This is a genomic window from Pseudactinotalea sp. HY160, assembly GCF_009372055.1.
In the GTDB taxonomy this organism is placed as follows: Bacteria; Actinomycetota; Actinomycetes; order Actinomycetales; family Beutenbergiaceae; genus HY158.
The window spans coordinates 129,561-142,385 of sequence record NZ_WHMT01000006.1 but is presented as its reverse complement, the minus strand read 5'-3'; the positions used below and the strand labels follow the sequence as shown (position 1 = coordinate 142,385).

The 12,825-nt window shown below is 72.4% G+C and carries 11 protein-coding genes; 2 read left to right on the top strand and 9 right to left on the bottom strand.

All coding sequences use genetic code 11. From position 1 onward, the window contains the following. Positions 1-42: 42 nt before the first annotated feature. The 8 genes from GCG21_RS08010 to GCG21_RS07975 form a co-directional block, all read right to left on the bottom strand. A complete protein-coding gene (locus GCG21_RS08010; protein ID WP_152818870.1) occupies positions 43-474 on the bottom strand; it encodes a VOC family protein in 432 nt (143 codons plus the stop codon). 9 nt (positions 475-483) lie between these two features. Next, entirely contained in the window at positions 484-1,146 is a 663-nt protein-coding gene (gene coaE, locus GCG21_RS08005) for a dephospho-CoA kinase (RefSeq protein WP_370517396.1), read from the bottom strand. Next, entirely contained in the window at positions 1,143-2,813 is a 1,671-nt protein-coding gene (locus tag GCG21_RS08000) for a putative PEP-binding protein (protein WP_152818868.1), read from the bottom strand. The genes coaE and GCG21_RS08000 overlap by 4 nt, the downstream gene beginning before the upstream one ends. A 36-nt stretch (positions 2,814-2,849) precedes the next feature. Further along, positions 2,850-3,656 (bottom strand): siderophore-interacting protein, encoded by an 807-nt coding sequence (locus tag GCG21_RS07995; protein WP_228760145.1) that lies wholly within the window; start codon positions 3,654-3,656, stop codon positions 2,850-2,852. Between the two features lie 117 nt (positions 3,657-3,773). Next, positions 3,774-5,240 (bottom strand): 30S ribosomal protein S1, encoded by a 1,467-nt coding sequence (gene rpsA, locus GCG21_RS07990; RefSeq protein WP_152818867.1) that lies wholly within the window; start codon positions 5,238-5,240, stop codon positions 3,774-3,776. A 300-nt stretch (positions 5,241-5,540) separates the two neighbouring features. After that, positions 5,541-7,001 (bottom strand): arsenic transporter, encoded by a 1,461-nt coding sequence (locus GCG21_RS07985; RefSeq protein ID WP_370517395.1) that lies wholly within the window; start codon positions 6,999-7,001, stop codon positions 5,541-5,543. Positions 7,002-7,201: 200 nt separating this feature from the next. After that, entirely contained in the window at positions 7,202-7,552 is a 351-nt protein-coding gene (locus tag GCG21_RS07980) for a helix-turn-helix transcriptional regulator (protein ID WP_152818866.1), read from the bottom strand. 49 nt (positions 7,553-7,601) lie between these two features. After that, positions 7,602-8,732, bottom strand: a complete 1,131-nt coding sequence (locus tag GCG21_RS07975) for a glycosyltransferase family 4 protein (RefSeq protein ID WP_152818865.1) — start codon at positions 8,730-8,732, stop codon at positions 7,602-7,604. A gap of 112 nt (positions 8,733-8,844) precedes the next feature. Here GCG21_RS07975 and GCG21_RS07970 point away from each other — a divergent pair, with 112 nt between their 5' ends. Beyond that, entirely contained in the window at positions 8,845-9,654 is an 810-nt protein-coding gene (locus GCG21_RS07970) for a class I SAM-dependent methyltransferase (protein ID WP_152818864.1), read from the top strand. Positions 9,655-9,661: 7 nt separating this feature from the next. On the opposite strand, the gene polA is transcribed toward GCG21_RS07970, so the two are convergent. Then, entirely contained in the window at positions 9,662-12,346 is a 2,685-nt protein-coding gene (gene polA, locus GCG21_RS07965; protein ID WP_152818967.1) for a DNA polymerase I, read from the bottom strand. On the opposite strand from polA, the gene GCG21_RS07960 reads away from it, so the two are divergent. Beyond that, positions 12,345-12,812: a PaaI family thioesterase gene (locus tag GCG21_RS07960; protein WP_152818863.1), complete on the top strand. Its 468-nt coding sequence runs from the start codon at positions 12,345-12,347 to the stop codon at positions 12,810-12,812. The two genes, polA and GCG21_RS07960, sit on opposite strands and share 2 nt — an antisense overlap. Positions 12,813-12,825: the final 13 nt, after the last annotated feature.

Here is a 12,825-nt window from a genome sequence, read left to right as displayed (position 1 = left end):
CGCGGGCCGACACGAGCAGGTCAATCCCCGAGTGGCGCCGTCCTATTGGAGCACCACGGTCCCGTCCGCCTCGATGCGCCAGCCGGCGTTGTACGCGATCTCCCAGATGATGCCGTTGGGATCGGTCGCGTGACCATGGAAGACGCCACCGAAGGCACCCTCCTGAGCAGGCTGGATGATCGTGCCACCGGCCCTCTCGATGGCTGCGAGCGTGGTGACGACACTCTCACGGTCCGGCACGTTGTGCGCCAGGGTGATGCCCGCGACGCCCGCGGTCGAGTGACCGGGGGGAAGGTCGGCGGCGAAATTCTCGGCGTCGAACAGTCCGAGCAGGAGGCCGGGCGCGATCTGGAAGAAGATGATCTCCCCCGGCACGTCCATCGTGGGCATCCATCCCAGACCATCGCGATAGAAGCCGCGCGCCGCGTCGAGATCGGGCGTCGCAATCGTGAGGAAGTGCAGTCGCTGATCCATCCGGACAGGTTATGCCCGGGCAGCGAGCAGCGGCAGCACGCGCTCGCGCCAGACCGCCCGGACCTGCTCGGCCAGGTCGGCCTCGGCGCCGTCGTTGCGTAGCACGACGTCGGCGATCGACTCGCGCCGTGCGTCGTCCGCCTGCCCGGCGATGCGCCGGCGCACGTCCGCGGCGTCCATCCCCCGCGCGACCGCGCGCTCGACCCGCACCTGGGGCTCGGCGCTCACGACGACCACGAGATCCATCTGGCCCGCCAGGCCCGCCTCATAGAGCAGCGGGATGTCGTGGACGACCACCGCGTCCGGCTCCGCGCGCGCGATCCGGTCGAGCTCCTCCCGGGTCCGCCGATGCACGAGCGGGTGGACGATGGAATTGAGGTCCGCGAGTGCCGCGGCGTCGTCGAACACGATCGCCGCCAGCCTCGGCCGGTCGAGCCGGTCGGGACCATCGGCATCGCCGGGATCGTCACCCAGATCATCACCGGGCGCAGCCGGGGCGAGCACGCCGGGTCCGAAGCGATCCACGACGGCGGCCAGGCCCGGTGTGCCGGGATCGAGCACCTCCCGGGCAAGCACGTCGGCGTCGATCAGGTGCGCCCCGAGGCGGGCGAAGTGGCGGGCCGCGGTGGACTTGCCCGCTCCGATGCCGCCCGTGAGGCCGATCCGGATCACGCGAGCGCCCCGGCGGCGGCCTCCCTCGCCTCCCGCGAGTCGGTGGTGGCGAGCGCGGCCGCGGCGGCCCGTTCGCAGTCGGCCAGGGTCGCCCCGGCCAGCCGGGCCCCGACGGCCGGTAGGGCGATCGGCGCCGCGGAGAGTGAGGAGACCCCCATCCCCACGAGCACGCAGGCGAGCAGCGGGTCCGCGGCGGCCTCCCCGCACACGCCGACCCGCTTCCCGGTGGCCCTGCCCGCCTGGGCGACCCGGTCGATCAGGGCGAGCACGGCCGGCTGCCACGGATCGCACAGGCTCGCCAGCGCCGGGGAGAGTCGGTCGGCCGCCATCGTGTACTGGGACAGGTCGTTCGTGCCGATCGAGACGAAGTCCACCTCGGCGAGGATCGACTCGGCGAGCAGTGCGGCGGCCGGCACCTCGATCATGACCCCGGGCACGAGGCCCCGCGCCCGGGCGCGTTCGGCGAAGAACCGCGCCTCGGCGACGGTGGCGACCATCGGTGCCATGACCCAGGGATCGACCGCGGCCCCGACGGCCCGCGCGGCGGCGGCGATCGCGTCGAGCTGGCGGTCGAGGATGCCGGGATCGTCGGCCGCGATCCGCAGGCCACGGACGCCGAGGGCGGGGTTGGACTCGTCCTCGAACTCGATGAACGGCAGGGGCTTGTCGGAGCCGGCGTCCAGGGTGCGGATGATCACCTTCGCGTCGGGGAACGCCCGGAGCACGTCGCCGTAGACGTGGGCCTGATGGTCGCTGCTCGGCTCCGTGGCCGAGGCCATGAAGGCGAGCTCGGTGCGCATGAGGCCGACGCCCACGGCCACGCCCTGGGCCGCGGCCCGGGCTCCGGCGCCGTCCTGCACGTTCGCGAGCAGGTCGACGCCGTGACCGTCCGACGTCGCCCCCTCGCCCCGCCACGCGGCGGCCGTGGCCGCCTGCTCGCGTGCCTCGGCCACCCGGTCCCGGGCGGACTGCGGCTCGGGATCGACGGTGACGGTACCCGCCGTTCCGTCGACGAGGATGAGGTGGTCGTCGGCGGTCTCGTCGAGCCTGTGGACTCCGACGACGCACGGGATCCCCAGCTGACGCGCGATGATCGCGGTGTGACTCGTCGGTCCCCCGAGCCGCACGGCGATCGCGGTGATGAGTTCGGGATCGAGGAGCGCGGCATCCGCCGGGGCCAGATCGGCGGCCAGCAGCACGGACGGGGCCTCGGGCACCGGCACGCCCGGCTCGGGCAGGCCGAGGAGTTCGGCCGCGACCCGGTCGCGGATGTCCTCGAGGTCGGTCACGCGCTCGGCCATGAGCCCGCCGGCGGCCTCGAACGCGGACGTGAACTCCGCGGCGGCGCTCCACAGCGCCTGGCAGGCCGAGCGCCCCTCCCGGATCGCCTTCTTCGCGACCGACCGCAGTCCCGGGTCGTCCGCCATCACGGCCCCGGTGCGCAGCACGTCGGCCGCCGCGCCGGAGACGTGACCGGCGCGCTCGTTCAGGCGGTCGGCCACCGCCGTGACCGCCCGCTCGAGCCGGTCGAGCTCGGTCTCGGGATCGCTCGGCGCCGCGGACATGGCCACCGCGGGATCGGGCCGCGGCATCGGGCGCACGGCCGGGCCGTAGCCGGCCCCGGGGACGACGGGGGTACCGCGAAGGAGGAGCCGCGAACTGTCCATGGACCCACTGTAGGGCTGAACCGACAGCCCCAGGGTCTACTCCTCCGGGTCGGACGGGTCGATCGGGGCGTGGTGGTCGGCGTCGGCCTCGCCGCGGCGCCAGTAGCCGTCCACGGCGACCTGACCGCCGGGCAGGCCGAGCTCGCGCCGCAGGTAGCGACGCACACCGATGAGGGAGGTCGCCTCCCCCGCGGCCCAGATGAAGCCGGTGCCGGCGAAGTCGGGACTCGAGTCGAGGTCGAGGGCGCGCACCACGGGCTCGGGGTCGTCCGTGGTGAGCACCCAGTCGACGTCCGCCCCCTCGGGCAGCGGGTAGTCGGCCAGGGTGTCGGTGTCGGCGAACACGAGGGCCCGCACGGGCAGGCCCGCGGGGGCGTCCGCGAGCCAGCGTCCGAGCGAGGGCAGCGCCGTGGCGTCGGCGCACAGGAGCCACCAGTCGGCCCCCTCGGGTGCGGACTTCGAACCGCGGGGTCCGGCGACCACGAGGGGGTCCCCCGCCCCGGCGCGTGCGGCCCAGGCGGAGGCGGGACCGGTGTCGCCGTGGAGCACGAAGTCGAGGTCGAGCGAGGTCTCGGTCCAGTTGAGCGGCGTGTAGTCCCGCGAGATGTACGTGGCGTCGGGGTCGCGCACGATCCGATCCCCCTCGAGCTGCGGCGCCCGGAGTACGCCGGCCCCGTCGGGGAAGAACACCTTGACATGGTCGGCGGGACCGGTGCTCGTGAAGCCCGACAGGTCGCCCGTGAGGGTGATCCGGACCATCGTCTCGGTCAGCGGCGTCACCGCCTCGACGGTCAGGTGGCGGATGGCGAACGGATGGCGGGTGCGCGTACGGGTCACAGTCACGCCGTCCACCATATACGACACGCGGCCATCACCTAAATGCGCTCGCGGGGAGACGGCGGCAGCCCGCCACCACGAGGGTGACGGGCTGCGTCGGTCGCACGTGCGGCCGTGGGTGCGTCAGTTGCCGGTGAGCTTCTCACGCAGCGCGGCGAGCGCCTCGTCGGACGCGAGGGTGCCCGCGGCCTCCGGGGTGGCCGAGCTGTAGGTCGTGGCCTCGGCCGGTGCGGCGCCGCCGCCCTTGACCTCGGTCGTGTCGGCGTCGAGCGCCGCGGCGACCTGCTGCTTGTGGGCCTCCCAGCGAGAGTGGGCCTGCGCGTACTGCGCCTCCCATGCCTCGCGCTGAGCCTCGTAGCCCTCGATCCACTCCTGGGTCTCGGGGTCGAAGCCCTCGGGGTACTTGTACTCGCCCTTCTCGTCGTACTCCGCGGCCATGCCGTACATCGACGGGTCGAAGTCGTCGCCGGCCGGGTCCACGCCCTCGTTCGCCTGCTTGAGGGAGAGGGAGATGCGGCGACGCTCGAGGTCGATGTCGATGACCTTGACGAACACCTCGTCGTCGACCTTGACCACCTGCTCGGGCAGCTCGACGTGGCGCTGGGCCAGCTCGGAGATGTGCACGAGGCCCTCGATGCCGTCCTCGACGCGCACGAAGGCACCGAACGGAACGAGCTTGGTGACCTTGCCCGGAACGACCTGTCCGATCGCGTGGGTGCGGGCGAACGCCTGCCACGGGTCTTCCTGGGTGGCCTTGAGCGACAGGGAGACGCGCTCGCGGTCGAAGTCCACGTCGAGCACCTCGACGGTGACCTCCTGGCCCACCTCGACGACCTCGTTCGGGTGGTCGATGTGCTTCCAGGAGAGCTCGGAGACGTGCACGAGGCCGTCGACGCCGCCCAGGTCCACGAACGCACCGAAGTTGACGATCGAGGAGACGACACCGGGGCGCACCTGGCCCTTGGCGAGGGTCTTGAGGAAGCCGGAGCGGACCTCGGACTGGGTCTGCTCGAGCCATGCCCGACGGGAGAGGACCACGTTGTTGCGGTTCTTGTCGAGCTCGATGATCTTCGCCTCGATCTCCTGGCCGATGTACGGGGCCAGGTCGCGCACACGGCGCATCTCCACCAGCGATGCCGGGAGGAAGCCGCGCAGGCCGATGTCGAGGATGAGGCCACCCTTGACGACCTCGATGACCGTGCCGGTGACGACGCCGTCCTCTTCCTTGATCTTCTCGATCGTGCCCCAGGCCCGCTCGTACTGCGCGCGCTTCTTGGACAGGAGGAGGCGGCCCTCCTTGTCCTCCTTCTGGAGAACCAGGGCCTCGACGACCTCGCCCACCGAGACGACCTCATCCGGGTCGACGTCGTGCTTGATGGACAGTTCGCGGGAGAGGATGACGCCTTCGGTCTTGTAACCGATGTCGAGGAGCACCTCGTCGCGGTCGACCTTCACGATGGTGCCTTCGACGATGTCGCCGTCGTTGAAGTACTTGATGGTGGCGTCGACGGCGGCGAGGAAGTCTTCCTCCGAGCCGATGTCGTTGACGGCGACCTGCGGTGCGTTCGCCTGGTGGGCGGTGATAGTCAAGAGATGAACTCCGATGTGGACAGGGGGATCGTATGGATAATGGACATTCGGCCGCTCGCGGAACGCTGAGCGCCGACGGCGTCCCGGGGCGAGCCGAGCCGACTCCGTCGATCACGGCCGATCACGGTCGATGTGGCGAACACATCGGCCGCATCGGCGGGACGAACGGGTCGGAACGCGCGCTATGCACTGGGAACCGCCCTTCAGCATATCAGGCAGGCCGAGCCGCCGACACCGGCGACCGGCTCACAGTCCGGCGTCCCCCGGCGGGACGGTGAGTGGTCGGGCGGCGCGGCGGACTCAGGGGCCGAGCAGGGTGAGCCAGCCCGCCAGGGCGAGGAGCGTGACGGCCAGGACGGGAACGGTGAGCACGATTCCGACCTTGAAGTAGGTCCCCCAGCCGATGTGCATGTGCCTGCGGTCGAGCACGGCGAGCCACAGCAGGGTGGCGAGACTGCCGATCGGGGTGATCTTCGGGCCGAGGTCGGCACCGATGACGGCGGCATAGGCCATCATCTGTTCGGTCAGCCCGCCGACTCCCGCGGCGTCGATGCCCAGGGCCGCGATGAGGGTGGTGGGCATGTTGTTCATCACCGCGGACATTCCGGCCACGAGGAACCCGGTCCCGGTGGCGGTCACGACGTCGCCGTGGGCGGCCAGGGCGGACAGGAGCGAGCCCAGGTGGTCCGTAAGCCCCGCGTTCTGCAGGCCATAGACCACGAGGTACATCCCGACGCTGAAGAGCACGACCTGCCAGGGCGCGGATCGGATGACGGAACCGACGGCGATCGGCGGCGCAGCCGGAGCGTGCGCCTCGGCCGCCGGCCTCCGGCTCTCCCCGGCCCCGGCGGCCGGACCCGTTCCCCGCCCTGCGACGGAGCGCTCGGGCGCGGAGGGGGTGAGGTGGGCGATCTCGCGGGCCGCGGGGCGGCGCGCGCTCACCCATTGGACGAGCCGGCGCGGACGCCGGGCCGCGATGAGGGCCAGGGCGAGGGCGCACAGGCCGGCGACGGCGGCGACGGGCACGCCGATGGCGTCGGCCGTGAAGTACCCGACGAGGAGGACGCCGAGCACGGCGAAGCCGGCGCGGAAGGTCACCGGATCGACGACCGCGTCGGCGGGGCGCCGGAGCGCGGTCACGTCGTACCGGCCCGGAATGGAGCGGCGGAAGAAGAGGCGCAGGACCGCCAGGCTCGCCAGCAGGGAGACGATCGCGACGGGCACCATCACGAGCGCGTAGCGCGCGAAGCCGATGCCGAAATAGTCGGCGATGACGATGTTCACCAGGTTCGAGACGACGAACGGCAGGCTCGCGGTGTCCGCGATGAACCCCGTGGCGATGACGAGCCCGAACGCGACCTTCGGGGAGAAGCGCAGGGCCACGATCATCTGGAACACGATCGGGGTCATGACCAGCGCCGCGCCGTCGTTGGCGAACAGGGCCGCCACCGCCGCGCCGAGCACGACGATGAGGTTGAACAGGGCGCTTCCGCTGCCCCGCGCCCAGCGCGCCACGTGGAGCGCGGCCCAGTCGAAGAACCCCGCCTCGTCGAGGATCGAACAGATGATGAGGACCGCCACGAACGTGAGCGTGGCGTTCCACACGATGTCCCACACCGTGGGCACGTCGCTCAGGTCGACGACCCCGACGAGGAGTGCGACCACCGCACCCCCGAGGGCGCTCCAGCCGATGCCCAGGCCGCGCGGCTGCCAGACGACCAGCACGAGCGTGACGAGGAAGATGAGTACCGCGAGCAGCACGGTCAGGCCTCCCCGGGTTGGCTGCGGGCGGGGTGGGTGCAGCCGCACCGGACCGGCCGGCGGGGTTCCTTTGTCAGGGCGCTCATGCGCGGTCCGTCCATCCTTGTTCGTTCGTCCGGGGCGGGTGCCCCGGGCAAGGGTAGGAGGCTATATTGATATCCGTCAATTCAAGGTCGGTGGCCCGGCGACCGAGCCACCGGTCAGCGCGGGCGATCGATGGCGGCGACCACGGCCACCCGGTCGAGCGCGGCGGGCACGAGCGAGTAGTGCACCCACGTGCCCCGTCGTTCGCTCGTGACCAGGCCGGCCTCGCGGAGCACCCGCAGGTGATGGGACACGGTGGGCTGGCTCAGCCCGAGCGGCTCGGTCAGGTCGCAGACGCACGCGCGACCGCCCTCGTGGGCGGCGATGAGCGAGAGGAGCCGGAGCCGGCTGGGATCTCCGAGCGCCTTGAACAGCCGCGCGAGCTCCACCGCCTCGGGCCCGGCGATCGGCTCACGGGCGAGCGAGGTGACACAGTCCGCATCGGTCGAAGGTGGCGACGAACTCATGGCACCAGTATGCGGCCGCTCCGGCGCGGGGGCATCGGGGCCGCCGACGTCACCGGGGGTCGAGATGACCGGCACAGTCGGCGGCGACCTGATCCCAGGTCCAGCCCTCGACCACGCGCGCCCGGCCGCGCCGGCCCATCGCGAGGCGCAGCCCGGGGTCGCGGAGCAGGTCGACGAGCCGGCGCGCGATGTCGTCCGGGTCGCGGGGGTCCACGAGGTAGCCGGTCTCGCCGTCGACCACGGTGTCCGGTGCCCCGCCGCTGCGACCGACGACGATCGGCCGCTCGCAGGCGGAGGCCTCGAGGTAGACGATCCCCAGCCCCTCCGGCTCGAGCCCGAACAGCCGGGTGCGGGAGGGGCCGGCGAACACGTCGGCGGCGTCGACGTAACCCGGGATCCGCTCCCAGGGCACTCCCCCGGTGAAGACCACCGACTCCCGGACACCCAACCGGCCGGCGAGCCGCTCGAGTGCGCGGCGGCGCGGGCCGTCGCCCACGAGCACGAGCCGGGCGCCCGGAACGGCGGCGAGCACGCGCGGCCAGGCGCGCACGAGCATGTCCTGCCCCTTGCGCTTGACGAGGCGGGCGGTGCACACGACGACCGGGACGTCGTCCCCGAGCCCGAGGTCGGCGCGCACGCGGGCGCCGCCGCTGCCGGGGCGGAACCGCTCCGGATCGACGCCCGGGGTGAGGCGCTGCTGACGTGATCGGCCGGCTTGCGAGAGGCCGCGGGCGATCTCGTCGCGGGTCCAGGTGGAGATGTAGGTGAGCACGTCGACGGCGTCCCCGACCCGGCGCAGCAGCGGCCGGGTGAGCGGCACGCGCGCCCACCAGGTCTCGTGGCCGTGGGTGATCGCGACGATCCGCCGGGCACCGGCCGCACGCAGCGCCGGGGCGAGCAGGCCGAGCGGGACCGAGGATCCGATGAGCACCCGGTCGCAGCCGTGTTCGCGCAGGGCCGCCACGACGGCCCGGCGCACCCGCGGCGTCGGCAGCAGCATCGAGCTGCGATCCCGGATCACGGGGAAGTCGAGGCCCGCATCCACCTCGGCGTCGCCGGGCATCGCGGCGGTGTACACGACCAGGTCCGGGCCGAGCCGGTCGGTCAGCGCCGCGATGAAGGTCTCGATCCCGCCCTGGCGGGGCGGGAAGTCATTGGTGAGCACAAGGGTGCGGGGCATCTTCTCTCCACCTGGGCGCCGCGGGACTCCCGCCAATCTATCCGGCTTCGGCCCCGACCGGTCCCGCACGAGCCCACCGGAGCGTGCGTGAGTCTCTGGCAGGCTGGTGCCCATGTGTGCAGCTGAGCGCCCGGGCCGCGCGGGCTACTTCCCGGTGGATCCCGAAGCGGCAGTCGACGGCAACCGCGCCTACTGGAGCGGGCACGCCCGGGAGTACCTGGCCGAGTTCGGCGAGTTCCTCGGGCCGGCCGAGTTCCGGTGGTGCCCCGAGGGGCTGCTCGAATCCGAGGCCCGCCTCCTCGGCGACCTCGACTCCCTCCGCGGACAGCGGCTCCTGGAGATCGGAGCGGGGGCCGCCCAGTGCGCCCGCTGGCTCACCGCCCGCGGCGTCGACGTGGTGGCCACGGACCTGGCTCCCGGGATGGTCGAGACGGCCCGCGAGCTCAACGCCGGCACGGGAGTCGTCGTGCCGGTCCAGGTGGCCGATGCCCGCTCCCAGCCCTTCGCAGCGAGCAGCTTCGACCAGGTGTTCACGGCGTTCGGGGCGATCCCGTTCGTCGCCGACGCCCGCGAGGTGCACCGGGAGGTGGCCCGGGTGCTCCGACCGGGCGGGCACTGGACGTTCGCCACCACGCACCCGATCCGCTGGGCGTTCCCGGACGACCCCACCTCCCTCACGGCCGATCGCTCCTATTTCGACCGCACCCCGTACGCGGAGTCCTCGGCCGGCGGCACGTACGCCGAATTCCATCGCACGATCGGGGACCACGTGCGCGACCTGACCGAGAGCGGATTCCGGATCGTCGAGCTGGTCGAGCCGGAGTGGCAGCCGGGCAACACCCACGTGTGGGGAGGCTGGGGGCCGGTGCGGGGCGAGTACCTGCCGGGCACGCTGATCATCCGGTCGCAGCTGACCGGCTGAGGCGCTCTCAGTGGCCCGCGGTGCGCCAGCTGTCCCCGGCCCCGACGGACACCTCGAGCGGCACCGACAGGTCCGCCGCCCCGGCCATCTCGGCCCGCAGGATCCGCTCGACCTCCGCCCGCTCCCCCGGCGCGACCTCGACCACGAGTTCGTCGTGCACCTGCAGCAGCAGCCGCGAGGCGAGCCCGGCGGCCGTGAACGCCTCGGCCACCCGCACCATCGCCACCTTGACGAGGTCGGCCGCGCTGCCCTGGATCGGCGCATTGAGGGCCATCCGCTCGGCCATCTCCCGCCGCTGCCGGTTGTCGCTCGTGAGGTCCGGCAGGTAGCGGCGCCGGCCGAGCAGGGTCTGCGTGTAGCCGCTCGAGCGCGCCTGCGCCACGACCCCCTCGAGGTAGTCGCGCACCCCGCCGAACCGCTCGAAGTAGTCGGCCATGAGCCCGCGCGCCTCCGACGTCGCGATCCGCAGCTGCTTCGAGAGCCCGAAGGCCGACAGCCCGTACGCGAGGCCGTAGCTCATCGCCTTGATCTTCGAGCGCATCGGCGCGGTCACCTCGGACGGCTCGACGCCGAACACGCGCGAGCCCACGAACGAGTGCAGGTCCTCCCCGGAGTTGAACGCGGCGATGAGCCCGGCATCGCCGGACATGTGCGCCATGATGCGCATCTCGATCTGGGAGTAGTCGGCGGTGAGGAGGGTCTCGAAGCCCTCGCCCACCACGAACGCCTCCCGGATGCGGGTGCCGGCCTCCGTGCGGATGGGGATGTTCTGCAGGTTCGGATCGGCCGAGCTGAGTCGGCCCGTGGCCGCCACCGTCTGGGAGTAGGTCGTGTGGATGCGCCCGTCGGGGGCGACGAATCGCAGCAGCGACTCGACCGTCTGCCGCAGCCGGATCGCGTCGCGGTGGGTGAGCAGGTGCTGCAGGAACGCATGCTCGGTCTTGGCGAACAGGTCGGCGAGCGCGTCGGCGTCGGTCGTGTAGCCCGTCTTGGTCTTGCGGGTCTTGGGCATCTCCAGGTCCTCGAAGAGCACCTGCTGCAGCTGCTTCGGCGAGGAGAGGTTGACCTCCCGTCCGATCACCTCGTACGCGGCCGCCGCGGCCTCCTCGACGGCCCGCGTGAAGTCCCGTTCGAGGCCCTCGAGGTAGTCGACGTCGGCCGCGATGCCCGTCTTCTCCATGTCGGCGAGCACCCACGCGACCGGCAGCTCGAGGTCGGTGAGCAGGTCGCGGGCCTCCCGGGTGGTCAGCTCGCCGTCGAGGGCTCCCACGAGCGCATGGACGGCGCCCGCTCGCCTCGCGCCGTCGACGTCGGCATCCCCGCCGTCGAGGTTGAGGGCCTGCTGTCCCCCGGTGCCCTCCTCGGCCACCAGTTCGCGTTGGAGGTGCCGCAGCGCCAGGTCCTCGAGTGCGTAGGAGCGCTGGTCGGGGTGGCACAGGTAGGCGGCGATCGCGGTGTCGAAGGCGACCCCCGCGAGCGGGAGGCCGCTGCCGTCGAGCCGGTGCCAGGCGTCCTTCGCCTCGTGCAGCGCCTTGGGCGCCGCCGGGTCGGCGAGCCAGTCGGCCAGGGCGCGCTCCTCCTGGCCCGAGACCTGGGCGAGGTCCCGGGTGACGGCGCTCTCGCCGTCCGAGATCGCGATCGACCAGGCCTCGCCGCTGCCGTGGGCGAGGCCGCCGCTCACGTGCACGCCGAGCACCCGACCGGTGCGGGCGGCGAGCCAGTCCGCGAGCGGATCGGCGGAGACGGCGACGTCGAAGGTCTCGGCCGAGACGGTCTCGACGTCGGCGCCGCCGAGGGCGAAGAGGCGGTCGCGCAGCACCCGGAACTCGAGCGCGTCGAAGATCTCGTGCACGGCCTCGCGCTCGTAGGCCCGGCGCTCCGCGGCGACGGCGGGCACGGGCAGGTCGAGATCGGTCAGGAGCCCGTTGAGCGTCTTGTTGAGCACGACCTGGTCGAGATGCTCCCGCAGGTTCGCCCCGGCGACCCCGCCGATGACGTCGGCGTGGGCGACGATCCCGTCGAGGCCGTCGTACAGCCCGATCCACTTCGCGGCGGTCTTGGGCCCGACCTTGGGCACGCCGGGCAGGTTGTCGGCCGATTCCCCGACGAGGGCGGCCAGGTCGCGGTACTGGGCGGGCCAGACGCCGTACTTGGTGAACACCGCGTCCGGGTCCATTCGGGCGAGCTCCGAGACGCCGCGGATCGGATAGAGCACCGTGACCCGATCGGTCACGAGCTGGAAGGCGTCCCGGTCGCCCGAGCAGATGAGCGTGTCGATGTCGGCGGCCTCGGCCTGGGTCGACCAGGTCGCGAGGATGTCGTCGGCCTCGTAGCCGTCGAGGGCCACGTGCGGGATCGCGAGGGCGTCGAGCACGTTCATGATGAGTGGGATCTGGCCGCGGAACTCCTGCGGGGTCTCCGCCCGGCCGGCCTTGTACTCGGGGTAGGTGTCGGTGCGGAACGTGTGCGAGGACTTGTCGAACGCGACCGCGACGTGGGTCGGGCTCTCGTCGCGCAGGAGGTTGATGAGCATCGACGTGAACCCGTAGACGGCGTTCGTGGTCTGCCCGGTCGAGGTGGAGAAGTTCTCGGCCGGGAGGGCGAAGAACGCCCGGTAGGCCATCGAGTGGCCGTCGATGATCAGCAGTCGCGCTCGCGCAGGTGTCGTCACACCTGCCACCCTAGGTGGCATGACCGACACGCCGCCACCGAGCCCGACCGCACCCGCCCCGGACCTGGACGCCGTGTCACAGCGGCTACGGCGGATGCGGGACGAGGGGTATTCGCTCGAGGGCACACTCATCGAGCGGATGGGCATCGAGCTGACGGAGCTGGGCGCGGGCCGGTGCACGGCCCGGATGCCGGTCGCCGGGAACACCCAACCCGCCGGGCTGCTGCACGGCGGAGCGAGTGCGGCCCTGGCCGAGACGGTCGGCTCCTTCGCGGCGATGCTCCACGGCGGGCCGGGCCGGCTCGCCGTGGGGATCGAGCTGAGTGCCTCCCACCACCGCTCCGCCCGGGAGGGCTGGGTCGTGGCGACGGCCGAGGCCCGTCACCTGGGCCGCACGCTCGCGGTCTACGCGGTCGAGGTGCGCACCGAGGAGGGCGACCGGCTGCTGTGCTCGGCCCGGCTCACCTGTCTCATCCGGGAGGCGTGAGCGCGACGAGCCG